The sequence below is a fragment of the Kosakonia sp. CCTCC M2018092 genome (genome assembly GCF_003864115.1).
Lineage (GTDB): Bacteria > Pseudomonadota > Gammaproteobacteria > Enterobacterales > Enterobacteriaceae > Kosakonia > Kosakonia cowanii.
In genome coordinates this window covers 3312749-3329618 of record NZ_CP034225.1, presented here as the reverse complement: position 1 = coordinate 3329618, position 16870 = coordinate 3312749, and the positions used below count along the sequence as shown (strand labels likewise).

Annotated in this window: 11 protein-coding genes and 7 tRNA genes; 5 read left to right on the top strand and 13 right to left on the bottom strand. The window is 54.4% G+C overall.

The window, feature by feature from the left end:
• Positions 1–33: 33 nt before the first annotated feature.
• From EH164_RS15900 to nagB, 13 genes are all read right to left on the bottom strand, one after another.
• Complete coding sequence (locus EH164_RS15900) at positions 34–618, bottom strand: hypothetical protein (protein WP_124969139.1); 585 nt, start codon at positions 616–618, stop codon at positions 34–36.
• Between the two features lie 122 nt (positions 619–740).
• Positions 741–815, bottom strand: a tRNA-Gln gene (locus EH164_RS15895).
• A 34-nt stretch (positions 816–849) separates the two neighbouring features.
• Positions 850–924, bottom strand: a tRNA-Gln gene (locus tag EH164_RS15890).
• Positions 925–968: 44 nt separating this feature from the next.
• Positions 969–1045 (bottom strand) — tRNA-Met (locus EH164_RS15885).
• 28 nt (positions 1046–1073) lie between these two features.
• Positions 1074–1148 (bottom strand) — tRNA-Gln (locus EH164_RS15880).
• A gap of 38 nt (positions 1149–1186) precedes the next feature.
• Positions 1187–1261: transfer RNA gene (locus tag EH164_RS15875), tRNA-Gln, on the bottom strand.
• Between the two features lie 23 nt (positions 1262–1284).
• Positions 1285–1369, bottom strand: a tRNA-Leu gene (locus EH164_RS15870).
• A gap of 9 nt (positions 1370–1378) precedes the next feature.
• Positions 1379–1455 (bottom strand) — tRNA-Met (locus EH164_RS15865).
• Positions 1456–1674: 219 nt separating this feature from the next.
• Positions 1675–3339, bottom strand: coding sequence for an asparagine synthase B (gene asnB / locus EH164_RS15860; protein WP_124969137.1), 1665 nt, complete (start codon positions 3337–3339; stop codon positions 1675–1677).
• Positions 3340–3595: 256 nt separating this feature from the next.
• A complete protein-coding gene (locus tag EH164_RS15855) occupies positions 3596–4348 on the bottom strand; it encodes an HAD-IIA family hydrolase (protein ID WP_023479994.1) in 753 nt (250 codons plus the stop codon).
• A gap of 42 nt (positions 4349–4390) precedes the next feature.
• Entirely contained in the window at positions 4391–5611 is a 1221-nt protein-coding gene (locus tag EH164_RS15850; RefSeq protein WP_023479921.1) for an N-acetylglucosamine repressor, read from the bottom strand.
• A 9-nt stretch (positions 5612–5620) separates the two neighbouring features.
• Positions 5621–6769: an N-acetylglucosamine-6-phosphate deacetylase gene (gene nagA / locus EH164_RS15845; RefSeq protein ID WP_023479974.1), complete on the bottom strand. Its 1149-nt coding sequence runs from the start codon at positions 6767–6769 to the stop codon at positions 5621–5623.
• Positions 6770–6828: 59 nt separating this feature from the next.
• Complete coding sequence (nagB, locus tag EH164_RS15840; RefSeq protein WP_023479948.1) at positions 6829–7629, bottom strand: glucosamine-6-phosphate deaminase; 801 nt, start codon at positions 7627–7629, stop codon at positions 6829–6831.
• A gap of 327 nt (positions 7630–7956) precedes the next feature.
• Here nagB and nagE point away from each other — a divergent pair, with 327 nt between their 5' ends.
• The 5 genes from nagE (at position 7957) to EH164_RS15815 (ending at position 16816) form a co-directional block, all read left to right on the top strand.
• Entirely contained in the window at positions 7957–9984 is a 2028-nt protein-coding gene (nagE, locus tag EH164_RS15835; RefSeq protein WP_124969135.1) for an N-acetylglucosamine-specific PTS transporter subunit IIBC, read from the top strand.
• A 114-nt stretch (positions 9985–10098) separates the two neighbouring features.
• Positions 10099–10527 (top strand): membrane lipoprotein lipid attachment site-containing protein, encoded by a 429-nt coding sequence (locus tag EH164_RS15830; protein ID WP_124969133.1) that lies wholly within the window; start codon positions 10099–10101, stop codon positions 10525–10527.
• 83 nt (positions 10528–10610) lie between these two features.
• The gene (gene glnS, locus EH164_RS15825; protein WP_124969132.1) at positions 10611–12278 is read left to right on the top strand and encodes a glutamine--tRNA ligase; all 1668 of its coding nucleotides are present in this window, start codon (positions 10611–10613) and stop codon (positions 12276–12278) included.
• Between the two features lie 444 nt (positions 12279–12722).
• Entirely contained in the window at positions 12723–14120 is a 1398-nt protein-coding gene (locus tag EH164_RS15820) for an OprD family outer membrane porin (protein WP_124969130.1), read from the top strand.
• Between the two features lie 41 nt (positions 14121–14161).
• A complete protein-coding gene (locus EH164_RS15815; RefSeq protein WP_124969128.1) occupies positions 14162–16816 on the top strand; it encodes a beta-N-acetylhexosaminidase in 2655 nt (884 codons plus the stop codon).
• Positions 16817–16870: the final 54 nt, after the last annotated feature.

The window sequence follows — 16870 nt, the reverse complement described above, 5'->3', positions numbered from 1 at the left end:
AAAGCGCGAGCGACAGGTCGCTCGCGCACACTGTTACGGCACCGCGAGCATCCTGTCGAGTGCCGTCTTCACCTGTTTGTTGTCAACGAAATAGGCCTGATAGCCCGTCGTCGCGTCAATCTCCTGCAACGCCCATTTTCCTGCATGCACGTCACTGATGGCGCGCGCTGTGCGATAGAGCGGTATCAGCAGCAGAACCAGCATGGCGCCCGCCGCCAGGCCTTCATAACTCACCAGCGGATTGGCGCGAGCCTGGTCGATCAGCATAGCGATGGCCGCGAGTTGGATCAGCGCTCTGGCGATAAAACCGCGCATAAAAAACTGGCGCAGCCGTTCAGGCGTGGGAAAGCAGGGATTTTTCAGCGAGGCGCGCTTCTCATGCACCGGGATCCCCTGCACGTAGACCATCCACTCCTCGCGCTCTTTCATCAGTGTCGCCTTGCCGTTCTCGCTCAGGATATGCAGGCGCATCGAGACCAGCACCGGAAACAGCAGCCCGATAACCAGAAAATAGAGGATTGGCGCGGTCAGGCCGAGGAATGTTGCGGCAATAACCGCGAACACCAGCAGCAGGTGATAGGGGGAGTAAAACCACAGAGCCGTAGTTTGATAATTCATGGTGCGCACCCGACGGGAGGAAGATGGCTCAAATTAGCATGCCATTCAGGCGTTTAACAGCTACTGATTGTCAGGAGGCAGAAAACAAAAAAGCCCGCCGAAGCGAGCTTTTTTGTTTTGATTGGCTGGGGTACGAGGATTCGAACCTCGGAATGGTGGAATCAGAATCCACTGCCTTACCGCTTGGCGATACCCCAAAAGTGCGTTTGCCTAAGCAAGCGTCTTTGAAGTTGGCTGGGGTACGAGGATTCGAACCTCGGAATGGTGGAATCAGAATCCACTGCCTTACCGCTTGGCGATACCCCAACAAATCTTTTTCGGTTTAATGCCTGAGCATTACGCCTTGAATATGGTGGCTACGACGGGAATCGAACCTGTGACCCCAGCATTATGAGTGCTGTGCTCTAACCAGCTGAGCTACGTAGCCAAATTTTACTGCTTACCCAGTCATCGACTGGCTGGGGTACCTGGATTCGAACCAGGGAATGCCGGTATCAAAAACCGGTGCCTTACCGCTTGGCGATACCCCAACGACTAACGCGTTAAAACGCAGGAGTCGAAGAAGAGATGGCTGGGGTACCTGGATTCGAACCAGGGAATGCCGGTATCAAAAACCGGTGCCTTACCGCTTGGCGATACCCCATCCGTGCAACGCTTCTTTGGGAATGGTGCGGGAGGCGAGACTTGAACTCGCACACCTTGCGGCGCCAGAACCTAAATCTGGTGCGTCTACCAATTTCGCCACTCCCGCAAAAAAAGATGGTGGCTACGACGGGAATCGAACCTGTGACCCCAGCATTATGAGTGCTGTGCTCTAACCAGCTGAGCTACGTAGCCATCTTTTTTTCGCGTTACCTTATCGGCGTTGCGGGGCGCATTATGCGTATTGAGCCTGAGAGCGTCAACACCTTTTTCATCGAAAATTGCCGGAATGTGACTGTTTGGTTAGGTTGCGAACAGCATGTTGCTTTATTCAACAAAAAACGATTTTCTGCGTGAAATCAGCCACACAAAAACAACAGGCCCCGCAGGGCCTGTATGCATAACCATCGCTCATCAGTAGGCTGACTGGTGCACACCGATTGCGCGGCCCGATGGATCGTTCATGGTTTTGAACGCTTCGTCCCATTCGAACGCTTTAGCCGATGAGCAGGCCACGGACGGACCGCCCGGCACGCACTCGGCGGCGCTGGCTACCGGGAAGAGCTCTTCAAAGATTTCACGGTACAGATAAGCCTCTTTCGACGAAGGTGTGTTGTACGGGAAGCGGTAGCTGGCGGTCGCCAGTTGCTGATCCGTCACCTGCTGCGCCGCCACCTCTTTCAGGGTGTCGATCCAGCTGTAGCCCACGCCGTCGGAGAACTGCTCTTTCTGACGCCATGCCACGCTTGCCGGCAGATAAGATTCAAAACATTCGCGCAGGATATGTTTTTCCATCTTACCGTTGCTGCCGCACATCTTATCCTGCGGGTTAATGCGCATCGCCACATCGAGGAAGTTCTTATCGAGGAACGGTACGCGCGCTTCCACGCCCCAGGCGGACATCGCTTTGTTGGCGCGGGCGCAGTCAAACATATGCAACGCCTGCAGTTTACGCACCGTCTCTTCGTGCAGCTCTTTAGCGTCCGGCGCTTTATGGAAGTAGAGGTAGCCGCCGAAGACTTCGTCAGAACCCTCACCGGAGAGCACCATTTTGATGCCCATCGCTTTGATTTTGCGCGACATCAGATACATCGGCGTCGAGGCGCGAATGGTAGTCACGTCATAAGTTTCAATGTGATAGATCACATCGCGGATCGCATCCAGACCTTCCTGCACGGTGAAGTGAATTTCATGGTGCACGGTGCCAAGGTGGTTCGCCACTTCCTGCGCCGCTTTCAGATCCGGCGCGCCTTTCAGGCCGACGGCGAAAGAGTGCAGCTGCGGCCACCAGGCTTCTGATTTCTCCTGGTCTTCCACGCGGCGGGCAGCGAATTTTTTGGTGATCGCAGAGATAACCGAGGAGTCCAGCCCGCCGGAGAGCAGCACGCCGTAGGGCACGTCGGACATCAGGTGGCTCTTCACCGCATCTTCCAGCGCCTGGCGCAGCGCCTCTTTGTCGGTAACGTTATCTTTTACGGCGTCATAAGAGAACCAGTCGCGCTGATAGTAGGAGCGGATTTCGCCCTCTTTGCTCCACAGATAGCTGCCTGCCGGGAACTCTTTAATGGTGCGGCAAACCGGCACCAGCGCCTTCATTTCAGAGGCGACATAAAGGTTGCCGTGTTCGTCATGACCCATATAGAGCGGGATGATGCCGATATGGTCGCGGCCAATCAGGTAAGCATCCTGTTCACTGTCGTAAAGTACGAAGGCAAACATGCCCTGTAATTCGTCGAGGAAGGCTGGCCCTTTTTCCTGGTAGAGCGCGAGGATCACTTCGCAGTCGGAGCCAGTCTGGAAGGCGTAGCGGTCGCCGTACTCTGCGCGCAGCGCCTGGTGGTTATAAATTTCACCGTTAACGGCCAGCGCATGTGTTTTTTGTTGGTTATAGAGCGGTTGCGCACCGGCGTTGACGTCGACAATCGACAGACGCTCATGGGAGAGAATCGCTTTGTCACTGGCAAAAACGCCGGACCAGTCCGGGCCGCGGTGGCGCATCAGACGGGATAATTCCAGCGCTTTTTTACGTAATTCGCCTGCGTCGGTTTTGATATCCAGTACGCCAAAAATTGAACACATAGACTTCTCCGTTAACCTTGAGGGCATTGCTGTAATGTTGTGTGCTTATAGCCAAAATGCCGCAAAAGACGGGCTGGGCGCAAGCCTTTTAGCCGCAGGAAATGAAAAAGTGCAACGGTGATTGAGGAATGCTGAAAATTGCGTATGTATTGCGCTGGTTTATTGATGATTATTCAAAATTAAGCGCTGTTTATTAAACGAAGCGGGTTTTTGTTGCGGCAAAAATAAAAAACCACGCCCAAAGGCGTGGTTACGTTCAGATCACATCAATTTCGGCGACCGAAGGGTAAATCCACGATGGCCGGAACGGCATGCTGTCGATATCGTCGAGCCGCGAGACGCCGGAGAGCACCAGAATGGTCTCCAGACCGGCCTGGAAGCCGGCCAGAATATCGGTGCGCAGGTTATCGCCAACAATCACCGTCTGCTCCGAGTGCGCCTGCATGGTGTTCAGCGCGGCGCGAATGATCCACGGGCTCGGTTTGCCAACGTAAAAGGGCTTTCGGCCGGAGATCTTCTCAATACCCGCGCAGAGCGCGCCGCAGGCAGGGTAGAAGCCGCGGCCGTGCGTGTCCGGGTTGGTCGCGATAAAGCGCGCGCCGTTGGCGACGAAGAAGGCCGCGCGGTGCATCATCTCCCAGTTATAGGAGCGGGTTTCGCCGACGATGACAAAATCCGGGTTAATGTCGGTAATGGTAAAGCCAGCTTTATAAAGCTCATGAATCAGTGCACCTTCGCCGACGACATAGGCTTTTTTCCCCTCCTGGCGCTTGAGGAAGTCCGCTGTTGCCATCGCCGAGGTGTAAAAGACGCTGGCGGGCACATCGATTCCCGCCGAGGCAAAGCGGTTAGCCAGATCCTGACCGGTCTGAGAAGGGTAGTTAGTCAGCAATACCAGCGGCATCTCTTTCTCAAGGATGCGGGTAACAAATTCGGCAGCGCCGGGAACGGCAACATTATCGTGCATCAGCACGCCATCAATATCGCAGATTACATTCTGAATGGTCATGGAGTGTCCGGATAAAAAAATAAGTGTTAACTATAAACCCTGTCAGTTTTCCAGCAACCGCTGTAGCAGCAGACCGTTCAGCATCGCCCGTTTCACCAGCGCGAAGGCGCCAATCGCAGAGCGGTGATCGAGGGTGGAGGGCACAACCGGCAGATTTTTGCGAAACGCCTTCAGTGACTGCGTATTGATACAGGCTTCAATGGCGGGCAGCAGGATTTTTTCCGCTTCAACGATCTCACCGGCGATAACCACTTTTTGTGGGTTGAAGAGGTTAATGGCGATAGCGATGGTTTTGCCGAGGTGACGCCCGACATACTCAATCACTTCGCAGGCCAGCGCATCGCCTTTGTTGGCGGCTTTGCAGATGGCTTTGATTGAGCAATCCTCCTCTTTCAGGCGGCTCTGATAACCCTGCTGTAACAGATGGCGGACCCGCTGCTCAATAGCGGCATTGGCGGCAATCGTCTCCAGGCAACCAAAGTTACCGCAGTGGCAGCGCTCGCCGAGAGGTTCCACCTGCACGTGACCAATTTCGCCGACATTACCGTTGCGACCGATAAAGATACGACCGCTGGAGATGATCCCGGCACCAGTGCCGCGGTGCACGCGCACCAGAATGGAGTCTTCACAATCCTGGCTTGCGCCAAAATAGTGCTCGGCCAGCGCCAGGCTACGGATATCGTGACCGACGAAGCAGGTCAATTTAAAGCGTTTTTCCAGCGCCTCAACCAGCGCCCAGTTTTCCACCTGAATATGCGGCATATAGCGGATCACGCCGCTTTCTGGATCGACCAGCCCCGGCAGGATCACCGAAATGGCGATCAGCTCGCGGATTTTACGCTGATTGGCATCGATAAACTGGCTGATGGTATTGAGCAGGGCGTGCTCCAGCGTCTCCTGCGTGCGCTCCGGCAGCGGGTAGTGCTCTTCCGCCAGCACTTTGCTGCTCAGATCGTAGAGCGTAAGGGTGGTGTCGGTGCGCCCGAGGCGCACGCCGATAGCCTGGAAATGGCGGGTTTCGGTAATGATGGAGATAGCGCGGCGGCCCCCGGTGGAGGCCTGCTGATCGACTTCTTTGATCAGCCCGCGTTCAATCAGCTGACGCGTGATTTTTGTCACGCTGGCGGGAGCAAGCTGGCTCTGCTCGGCAATCTGTATGCGTGAGATGGGGCCGTGTTGGTCAATCAGGCGGTAAACCGCCGCACTGTTAAGCTGTTTTACGAGGTCAACGTTACCAATTTGAGCTTGTCCGCCTGATGTCATACCGTCTCTTTATGCAGTGGCGACCTCGTTACCATTAACGATGGTCTTGATAATTTCATAATCACGCGTAAATGCGGTCAGGTTCGCCACCTTGCCTGCGGCGAGAGTGCCCAGCTTTTTGTCAACGCCAATGGCGCGAGCCGGGTAGAGCGTGGCCATACGCAGCGCTTCATCGAGCGCAATACCGACATGCTCGACCAGGTTACGCACCCCTTCGATCATCGTCAGGGCCGAGCCGCTCAGCGTTCCGTTTTCATCTACGCACAATCCATTCCGGTAGTATATTGTTTTGCCAGCAAAAATGAACTGATCAATCTGTGCACCTGCGGGTGCGGTTGCATCGGTAACCAGACAGAGCTTGTCCCCCTTCAGCCGCTTCGCATTGCGAATATTAACGTAGTCGACATGCAACCCATCGGCAATCACGCCACAGTAAACATCTGTGTCATCAAGCACTGCGCCCGCCAGGCCCGGCTCGCGTCCGGTGATGTACGGCATGGCATTATAGAGATGGGTAGCGAAGGTGATACCGGCGCGAAAACCGGCTTTCGCCTCGTTCAGCGTGGCGTTGGAGTGACCAGCGGAAACCACAATCCCCGCGTCGGCAAGCTTGCGGATCACGTCGCATCCCGCCACTTCCGGCGCTAAGGTGATTTTTGTGATCACATCCGCGTTTTGACATAAGAAATCGACCAGCGCAGCATCCGGTTTACGCACGAAGTCGGGATTGTGGGTCCCTTTCTTGATGATATTGAGCCACGGCCCTTCCAGATGCAGTCCCAGCGCCTGGTTCGGGTATTTTGCGAGGTAGTCGCGCATCACCTGCACGCCCTGCTTCATCAGGTCATCGCTGGTGGTAATCAGCGTCGGCAGGTAGCTGGTGCAGCCGGACTTCTCGTTAGCACGCTGCATGATCTCCAGCGTCTCAACGCTGACGGCCTCGGCGGTATCGTTAAACTGCACGCCGCCGCAGCCGTTGAGCTGCACATCAATAAAACCAGGGGCGAGGAGGGCACCATTCAGCGATCGTTGTTCAATATCCGCTGGTAGCTCAGCCTGTGGGCAAAGGCGTTCAATCAGGCCATCTGCTACAACGAGCGCATGGTCATCCAAAATTTCATGGCCGGTGAAGATTCGGCAATGGGTTAAAGCATACATAACAACCCCCGGTTAACGATGAGTGCCGCTCCGCAGTTGCCTGCGAAGCGGATACAGACTTACAGACCTTTAATATTTTCCGCTTCTAACTCGTTGAAGTATTTCAGCGTTTTGACTTTCAGCTCCATCGTGGACGGCTCGTCGCAGACGATAACCGCTTTCGGATGCAGCTGCAGGCAGCTGATGGTCCACATATGGTTGACGTTACCCTCAACGGCAGCCTGCAGCGCCTGCGCCTTGACGTTGCCCAGCACCAGAATCATCACCTCTTCGGCATCGAGCAGCGTGCCGACGCCAACTGTCAGGGCATATTTAGGCACCTGATTGACGTCGCCGTCGAAGAAGCGCGAGTTCGCTACGCGGGTATCGTGGGTCAACGTTTTAATACGGGTACGCGATGCCAGCGACGATGCCGGTTCGTTAAAAGCGATATGACCATCGTTGCCCACGCCGCCCATAAAGAGGTGAATTTTGCCGTAAGCGCGAATTTTTTCTTCGTAACGACGGCATTCTGCGTCAATATCGGGCGCGTTTCCATCGAGCAGGTTAATGTTTTCAGCAGGAATATCAACGTGATCGAAGAAATTACGGTGCATAAAGCTGTGGTAACTCTCCGGATGATCCTTCGCCAGGCCAACATATTCGTCCATGTTAAAGGTGACGACGTGTTTAAAGCTGACCTGGCCCGCTTTGTGCATTTCAACTAATGCTTTGTAGGCTGTAAGCGGTGTGCCGCCGGTTGGCAGGCCAAGCACAAAGGGCCGATCGGCGGTGGGGTTGAATGCGTTAATGCGGTTGACGATATGGCGGGCGGCCCATTTACCGACCTGTTCAGCTGTCGCCAGGGGAATCAGTCTCATTGTTCACCTCAAAGTTTAATGAAAAGCATTGGCGGTGCGCCTTCTGGCTCAGCGTTAAGCGTAACCTGGTTTCGTCATAAGAAGGGAGCGATCCGCTTTGATATTTTTGATCTTAAAATAAGTTTTTGTTGTTTGCCAGTATTGAGGATCGGTGATAACGATAGTTAGTGATTTTAATCACAGAAAATGCGTGTTTAATTTGCGAGGCGAATTAATTTTGCAGACACTTCGTTAGGTAGTGGAAAAACAGGCATCAGTTCAGGGTTCGTTGCACAATAAAAAACAACTGTTTCAGTGGGCTCACGTTGAGCTCATAGGGGGAATAAAGTGAGTATTTTAGGCTATTTACAGAAGGTTGGCCGCGCGCTGATGGTGCCGGTCGCCACGCTGCCCGCGGCAGCGATTTTAATGGGGGTCGGCTACTGGATTGACCCAGTTGGTTGGGGCGGTCAAAGCGCGCTGGCAGCGTTTTTCATCAAATCTGGCTCCGCCATTATCGAGAATATGGGCGTGCTGTTCGCGATTGGTGTCGCCTACGGCATGTCGAAAGATAAAGATGGCGCTGCGGCGCTGGCCGGCTTCGTCGGCTTCCTGGTGTTAACGACCCTCTGCTCGCCTGCCGCGGTGTCGATGATTCAAAAAATTCCGCTGGATCAGGTTCCCGCGGCCTTCGGCAAAATTCAAAACCAGTTTGTTGGTATCCTGGTCGGGATCATCGCCGCTGAGCTTTACAACCGCTTCAGCACCGTCGAACTGCCGAAAGCGCTCTCCTTCTTTAGCGGCCGCCGTCTGGTGCCGATCATCACCTCGTTTGTGATGATCGCTGTGGCCTTTATCATGATGTTTATCTGGCCGGTGGTCTTTAGTGGCCTGGTTAGCTTCGGTGAACATATTCAGAAACTCGGCTCCATCGGCGCGGGTGTTTACGCCTTCTTCAACCGTCTGCTGATCCCGGTCGGTCTGCATCACGCCCTGAACTCGGTCTTCTGGTTCGACGTGGCAGGTATTAACGATATCCCTAACTTCCTCGGCGGCGCGCAGTCTATCGAAGCCGGTAAAGCGACGGTGGGGATCACCGGGCGTTATCAGGCGGGCTTCTTCCCGATCATGATGTTCGGCTTGCCGGGTGCGGCGCTGGCGATCTATCAATGCGCGCGTCCTGAGAACAAAGCCAAAGTGCTCGGTATTATGATGGCCGGTGCTTTCGCCGCCTTCTTTACCGGCATCACCGAGCCGCTGGAATTCTCCTTCATGTTCGTGGCGCCAGTGCTGTATGTCATTCACGCCATTCTGACCGGTATCTCCGTCTATATCGCAGCCAGCATGCACTGGATTGCCGGTTTCGGCTTCAGCGCCGGGCTGGTGGATATGGTGCTCTCTTCGCGTAACCCGCTGGCGACTCAGTGGTGGATGCTGATCCCGCAGGGTCTGGTGTTCTTTGTTATCTACTACGTGGTATTCCGCTTCACCATCAAGCGATTCAACATGCTGACCCCGGGTCGTGAACTGGCCGTTGCCGGGGATGAAACCGATGGTCAGGATGTCAATATCAGCACGAATAGTGAGCAGGATGTCAGCGGCCTGGCGCGTCAGTACATTGCTGCCGTTGGCGGCTCGGCGAACCTGACCGTTATTGATGCCTGCATCACCCGTCTGCGTCTTAACGTGAATGACTCTTCCCTGGTCAACGAAACGATGGCGAAACGCCTGGGCGCAACCGGCGTGATTCGTCTCAATAAAACCAGCGTGCAGATTATTGTCGGCTTTGTGGCTGAGAAAATTGCCAACGCCATGAAAACGGCAGGGGATGTCCCGGCCGCAGCAAGCAGCAATGCAGCGCCGACTCAGGCAACACCAGCCGCCGCGGCAAAACCGCAGGCGGTGCCGAATTCAGTTGTGATTGCCGAACTTTTATCGCCGGTTACCGGTGAGGTGGTGGCGCTGGAGCAGGTGCCGGACGAAGCCTTTGCCAGCAAAGCGGTTGGCGATGGTGTGGCGGTAAAACCGACGGATAAAACCGTAGTTTCTCCGGCGGCCGGTACGATTGTGAAAATCTTCAATACCAACCATGCCTTCTGCCTGGAGACCGAAAAAGGTGCCGAGATCGTTGTCCATATGGGCATTGATACGGTTGCGCTGGGCGGTCAGGGCTTTACCCGTCTGGTTGAAGAGGGCGCGGAAGTGGTTGCCGGTCAACCGATCCTCGAAATGGATCTGGCGTACCTCAATGCCAATGCCCGCTCAATGATTAGCCCGGTTGTCGTCAGCAATATTGATGATTTCAGCGGCCTTGTCATTAAGGCGCAAGGCCATGTCGTTGCGGGTCAGACACCGTTGTACGAAATTAAAGGCTGATTGCTCCTGAGTCGGCACATTAGCCTTAAGCGGCGGGGGATCTCCTCCGCCGCTTTTTTTTACCCGTCGTTTAATCAGTGCCATACTGGCGCCGCTATTTTACAGAGGTGAATAATGAAAAGGATTTTATACGCGCTGGTGATGACGACGGCGCTTAGCGGCTGCATTCCACGTTACGCAACTATTCGCCCGCATTATGAAGTGGATGTGCGTAATCGCGACGGCAAACCCCTTACGAATGCGACGTTGTGGCTGCAGACTATACGTTTTCCGCCCACTATTCAGGATCCACCGGAGCCGTTTCATGCCGATGCCGAGGGGCATATCAAGGTTGAAAAACGCGCCAGATGGTCGCCAATTGTGTTCTGGATCCACGGTACAGAGCAGTTTGAATGGTCATGGTGTATCGAAGCGCCTGGATACCTGACTCGTGGAGGGGGAAGCGAGATAATAAATAGCCCGGTAATACTGACAAAAGCGGTCACAACAGAGCACTGTCGCCATGGCGACGAGCCTGAATACCTTTCCCCTGAGCATCAGTGATTTGTATAAGTAAAGGTTGTTTCCTGCGCCCTCTTATTAGATCATATGCCGTTATACGTTGTTTACGCCTTGAGGAACCTGTGATGAGTGAGGCTGAAGCCCGCCCGAGTAACTTTATCCGCCAGATCATTGATGAAGATCTGGCCAGTGGTAAACACACCACCGTCCATACCCGTTTTCCGCCGGAGCCGAACGGCTACCTGCACATCGGCCACGCGAAATCCATCTGCCTGAACTTCGGTATCGCACAGGATTACAACGGCCAGTGCAACCTGCGTTTCGATGATACCAACCCGGCAAAAGAAGATATCGAGTACGTTGAGTCAATCAAAAACGACGTGCAGTGGTTGGGCTTTCACTGGTCTGGCGACATCTGCTACTCCTCAGACTACTTCGATAAGCTGTATAGCTACGCGGTTGAACTGATCAACAAAGGCCTGGCCTATGTTGACGAGTTGACGGGCGACGAAATCCGCGAATACCGCGGCACGCTGACGCAGCCGGGTAAAAATAGCCCGTACCGCGATCGCAGCGTAGAAGAGAACCTGGCGCTGTTTGAAAAGATGCGTGCGGGTGGTTTTGAAGAGGGTAAGGCCTGTCTGCGTGCGAAAATCGATATGGCTTCGCCGTTTATCGTGATGCGCGACCCGGTTATCTACCGTATTAAATTTGCTGAACACCATCAGACCGGCAACAAGTGGTGCATCTACCCGATGTATGACTTTACCCACTGCATCAGCGATGCGCTGGAAGGGATCACCCACTCCCTCTGTACGCTGGAGTTCCAGGACAACCGTCGTCTGTATGACTGGGTGCTGGATAACATCACCATTCCGGTTCATCCGCGCCAGTACGAATTCTCGCGCCTGAATCTCGAATACACCGTGATGTCCAAGCGTAAGCTCAACCTGCTGGTGACCGACAAGCACGTCGAGGGGTGGGACGATCCGCGTATGCCGACCATCTCTGGCCTGCGCCGTCGTGGCTATACCGCTGCTTCTATCCGTGAATTCTGCAAGCGCATTGGTGTGACCAAGCAGGACAACACCATTGAAATGGCGTCGCTGGAATCCTGCATTCGTGAAGATCTCAACGAAAACGCGCCGCGCGCGATGGCGGTTATCGACCCGGTGAAACTGGTTATCGAAAACTACCCGCAGGGCAGCAGCGAAATCGTCACCATGCCGAACCATCCGAACAAGCCGGAGATGGGCACCCGTGAAGTGCCGTTCAGCGGTGAGATCTGGATCGATCGAGCTGATTTCCGCGAAGAAGCTAACAAGCAGTACAAGCGTCTGGTGCTCGGCAAAGAGGTGCGTCTGCGCAATGCGTATGTGATCAAAGCGGAACGCGTTGAGAAAGACGCCGAAGGCAACATCACCACCATTTTCTGCTCTTACGACGCCGAGACGCTGAGTAAAGATCCTGCCGATGGCCGCAAGGTTAAAGGCGTGATCCACTGGGTCAGCGCGCAGCATGCGCTGCCGGTTGAAATTCGTCTCTACGATCGTCTGTTCAGCGTGCCGAACCCGGGTGCAGCCGAGGATTTCCTCGCCACCATCAACCCGGAATCGCTGGTCATTAAGCAGGGTTTTGCCGAGCCATCGCTGAAAGAGGCGCAGGCGGGCAAAGCGTATCAGTTTGAGCGCGAAGGCTACTTCTGCCTCGATAGCCGCTATGCCACCGCGGACAAACTCGTGTTTAACCGCACGGTAGGCCTGCGTGATACCTGGGCAAAAATCGGCGACTGATTACATCAATCAGTGACCACTAATAAAAAACGCCGCTTCTTGCGGCGTTTTTTATTATTAACCTGCGCATTACAATTAATACATATTCGTGCCGAAAATTAATATCTTCCCTCTGTTGGTGTTCTGCTTTTTTTATTTCTCAAATGTTGCGGAAGCAGTAATCAGAATAGTGATAAAACCCTCTCGCTGATAAAGAATTAAATATCGACTGAATACAGACTGGTTATTTATTTGCGTGGTTTATGAAACGATATTTAATCCTCATTTAATTCTGTGCACTTCGTCATACTCCGTTATTTTTGCTTAAAAACACATTGATAATTCACAACGCGAAAAATAGGCTTTGTGCTGTTGTTTACTTAGGGAATATCTATAACAGACTTCCTGTTGTTAATTTTTATCGCCGCCGCGGCGGGGATTTTTACATTTAAAAGGAATCAATGTATGTGCGCGTTTGCAGGTAAACGGAGTTCGCTATCGCTGGCTATTGCCGCAGTTACCGCCATGTCAGGCCTGGCGCTTCCCGCGCAGGCGAAGGCAAGCGGTTTTATTGATGACTCAACGCTCACCGGCGGGATCTATTACTGGCAGCGTGAGCGCGACCGTAAAGATATTCTCGATAATAAATATAAAACGAACCTCTCTCACGCCACGTGGAATGCCAATCTGGATTTTCAATCAGGCTATGCGGCAGATATGTTTGGTGTAGATATCGCTGCCTTTACGGCGATTGAAATGGCGGAAAACGCTGATAGCGCTCACCCCAATGAAATTGCTTTCTCCGCCAGCAATAAAGCCTATAAAGAGCGCTGGTCCGGTGATAAGAGCGGCATCAGCCTCTATAAAGCCGCCACAAAATTCAAGTATGGCGATCTCTGGGCGCGCGCCGGTTATATTCAGCCCACCGGGCAGACGCTATTAGCGCCGCACTGGAGTTTTATGCCGGGCACCTACCAGGGCGCGGAAGCGGGCATTAATAACGACTATGGCGATGCTGGCGCGCTGAGCGTTTCGTATATGTGGGCCAATGGATATAAAGCGCCATGGCATATCGAGATGGATAAGTTCTGGCAAAACGACAGAGAGCACCGGGTCGATTATCTCCATTCGCTCGGCGCAAAATATGACTTCAAAAATAACCTCGTGCTGGAAGCTGCGTTTGGCCAGGCGCAGGGCTATGTCGATCAGTACTTTGCAAAAGCCAGCTACCAGCTTGATGTGGCAAACCAGCCGCTCAGCACCAGCTATCAGTTTTATGGTGCCCGCGACAAAGTCAGCGATCGCGGCATCAACGATCTTTACGATGGCACCGCCTGGCTGCAGGCGCTGACCTTCGGTTACACGGTCGGGCCACTCGCGCTGCGCCTCGAAGGAACATGGGTAAAAGCAGAAGGCCAGCAGGGCTACTTTTTGCAGCGCATGACGCCAACCTATGCCTCTTCCAATGGTCGTCTCGATATCTGGTGGGATAACCGCTCCGACTTCAATGCCAATGGCGAAAAAGCGCTCTTCCTGGGGGCGATGTACGATCTGGAGAGTTACAACCTGCCGGGCTTACAAATTGGGGCCTCTTACGCCTATGCCTGGGGCGCAAAACCGGCCGAAATGGCCGTGCCGGATGCGTGGTACTGCGCCGATTATCGTCTGAAAGAGTCCGCATATAGCCTGGATGCCATCTATACCCTGCAAGAGGGGCGCGCCAAAGGGACGATGTTTAAACTGCACTTTACCCAGTATGACAACCATTCCGCTATCCCGAGCTATGCCGGCGGCTACGGCAACATTTTCCAGGATGAGCGCGACGTGAAATTGATGGTCATCGCGCCGTTTACCCTTTTCTAATTAATTTGTTGCCGGGCATTGGCAACCTTAAGGAACAGAGAATGCATACAGCACGTTTAAGCCTGCTGGCGGGCGCAATCACAGCGCTGCTCGGCAGCGGCGCGGCACTGGCAAGCCAGAGCACGGTTGACGCCATCAGCCAGTTCAATCTGAACTACGCCGTAAAAGATAACTTTGCCGCACAGCATGGCGTTGATTGTGCGAAGCTCGGAGCAGACTGGGCCTCCTGCAACAAAGCGGTGATCACGCTCACCAACAAAGGCGAGGCGGTGACCGATAACGAGTGGGCGATCTACTTCCACAGTATTCGCCCCGTTCTGCAAGTCGCGAACCCGCAGTTCAAAGTGACCCATATCATGGGCGATCTGCATAAGCTTGAGCCAACCGAGCAATTTACTGGTTTTCCGGCGAATCAGTCCGTTGAGATCCCAATCATTAATGAGTACTGGCAACTCTTTATTACCGATGTGCTGCCGCGCTGGTATGTCACAGGTGAGGAAGCTACGCCAAAAACCATCGCCAATACTAATACGGAAGATCTTGCCCAGTTCGTCACACCGCTTGGCGAGCAGTGGCAGCGGACGCCGGACGATAAAAATATCCTGATGACCGCTGAAGCGCGCTTTGCGCAAAACAGCGATATCAAAGCGATGAACCTTGCCTCACTGCGCGGGCAGATTGTGCCGACGCCGCGCGAGGTAAAAATTTACGGTCGGGATATCGATCTCAGCCAGGGGGTGAAATTTGACCTTTCAGCGCTGATGCCTGATGCGCAAAACGCCATTAAAGCGCGCTTCGCCATGCTCGGCGTGGAAGAGGGGAGTTATCCGCTACGTACCGAAATTGTGCGTAGAGCGTTCAAGGGTGAGGAGGCGATCAACGGTGCCTATCAGCTGCGTATCAGTGATAAAGAGGCGGTGGTGACCGGTTTTGATCAGAGCGGCGTGTTCTATGGCCTGCAATCCCTGCTTTCGCTTCTCCCCGCGCAGGGGGCGATGACCATCCCCGTTCTGACGGCGAAAGATGCCCCGCGCTTCGACTATCGCGGTATTCATCTGGATGTCGGGCGTAATTTCCACAGCAAAGCGGCGGTGCTGCGCCTGCTGGAGCAGATGGCAGCTTACAAGCTGAATAAATTCCACTTCCATCTGACGGACGACGAAGGGTGGCGCATTGAAATCCCTGGGCTGCCAGAGCTGACCGATATTGGCAGCCAGCGCTGCCACGATCTGAGCGAGAAGCAGTGCCTGTTGCCGCAGCTGGGATCCGGGCCGGAGCGTGATAACAACGGTAGCGGTTACTTTGCCCGCGCCGACTATATCGAGATCCTCAAATATGCCAAAGCGCGGCACATTGAGGTGATCCCGGAGATTGATATGCCCGCCCATGCACGCGCAGCGGTCATCTCAATGGAGGCGCGTTACGATCGCCTGATAAAAGAGGGTAAAGAGAGCGAGGCGAGCCGTTACCGCCTGCTCGACCCGACGGATACCTCTGTTACCGCTGGCGTACAGTTCTACGATCGCACCGGTTATCTCAATCCATGCCTGGACTCCTCGCGCAACTTTGTCGATAAGGTGATGGGCGAAATCCAGCAGATGCACAGAGAAGCGGGTCTGCCGCTGCACACCTGGCACTTCGGCGGCGATGAGGCGAAAAATATCTACCTGGGGGCTGGCTATACGGATATGAAAGATCCGCAGCCGGGTAAAGGCATCATCGATCAGAGCAAGCAGGATAAGCCGTGGGCGAAATCCGAGGCCTGCCAGGCGATGATCAAAGCCGGGAAAGTGAGCGACGTTGAGCACCTCTCCAGCTACTTTGGCGCAGAGGTGAGCAAGCTGGTGAAGGCGCACGGCATTGATGTGATGCAGGCGTGGCAGGATGGGCTTAAAGATGCCAAAGACGCCTCTGTTTTTGCCACCAGACAGGTGAATGTCAACTTCTGGGATGCGCTTTACTGGGGCGGTTTCGATTCCGTCAATGACTGGGCGAATAAAGGCTTCCGCGTGGTCGTCTCCAACCCGGACTACGTCTATCTCGACTTCCCGAGTGAAGTTCACCCGGATGAAAGCGGCTACTACTGGGGGACGCGTTTCAGCGATGAGCGCAAGATCTTCAGTTTTGCACCGGACAACATGCCGCAAAATGCTGAAACCTCGGTCGACCGTGATGGTAACGCGTTCAGCGCCAAATCAGACAAGCCGTGGCCTGGTGCCTACGGGCTTTCCGCCGAGCTGTGGAGCGAAGTGGTGCGCACGGATGAGCAGATGGAGTATATGATCTATCCGCGTCTGGTCGCCGTCGCTGAGCGGGCATGGCACCGCGCAAGCTGGGAGCTGGATTACCAGGCGGGGCGTGAATACAAAGGCGGCGAGACGCAGTGGGTCGATCAGAAGGCCTTAACGACTGACTGGGAGCGTTTTGCCAATCTGCTAGGACATCGCGAGTTGGCGAAGCTGGATAAAGCCGGCATTAACTATCGCCTGCCGGTGCCGGGGGCGCGAATTGTCGACGGTGTGCTTGAGGTCAACACTCGCTTCCCGGGGCTGGTGGTTGAGTACTCCCTCGATCGCGGCAAAACATGGCAGCACTACGAAGTGAAATCCCGGCCACAGGTTAAAGGAGAAATTCAGATACGCAGCGCAAGCCCTGATGGCAGGCGCGTCAGCCGCGTCGATAGTCTGAAAGCCTGATCGCTTTCCTCTCTGAGCGGCGTAACCTTTTAACGCGCCGCTCAGCCGACAGGC

What these genes read in the sequence shown, in the direction of transcription:
- EH164_RS15900 (WP_124969139.1), bottom strand. Translation starts at nt 618, where the DNA reads ATGAATTATCAAACTACGGCTCTGTGGTTTTACTCCCCCTATCACCTG.
- asnB (WP_124969137.1), bottom strand. Translation starts at nt 3,339, where the DNA reads ATGTGTTCAATTTTTGGCGTACTGGATATCAAAACCGACGCAGGCGAA.
- EH164_RS15855 (WP_023479994.1), bottom strand. Translation starts at nt 4,348, where the DNA reads ATGACCATTCAGAATGTAATCTGCGATATTGATGGCGTGCTGATGCAC.
- EH164_RS15850 (WP_023479921.1), bottom strand. Translation starts at nt 5,611, where the DNA reads ATGACATCAGGCGGACAAGCTCAAATTGGTAACGTTGACCTCGTAAAA.
- nagA (WP_023479974.1), bottom strand. Translation starts at nt 6,769, where the DNA reads ATGTATGCTTTAACCCATTGCCGAATCTTCACCGGCCATGAAATTTTG.
- nagB (WP_023479948.1), bottom strand. Translation starts at nt 7,629, where the DNA reads ATGAGACTGATTCCCCTGGCGACAGCTGAACAGGTCGGTAAATGGGCC.
- EH164_RS15830 (WP_124969133.1), top strand. Translation starts at nt 10,099, where the DNA reads ATGAAAAGGATTTTATACGCGCTGGTGATGACGACGGCGCTTAGCGGC.
- glnS (WP_124969132.1), top strand. Translation starts at nt 10,611, where the DNA reads ATGAGTGAGGCTGAAGCCCGCCCGAGTAACTTTATCCGCCAGATCATT.
- EH164_RS15820 (WP_124969130.1), top strand. Translation starts at nt 12,723, where the DNA reads ATGTGCGCGTTTGCAGGTAAACGGAGTTCGCTATCGCTGGCTATTGCC.
- EH164_RS15815 (WP_124969128.1), top strand. Translation starts at nt 14,162, where the DNA reads ATGCATACAGCACGTTTAAGCCTGCTGGCGGGCGCAATCACAGCGCTG.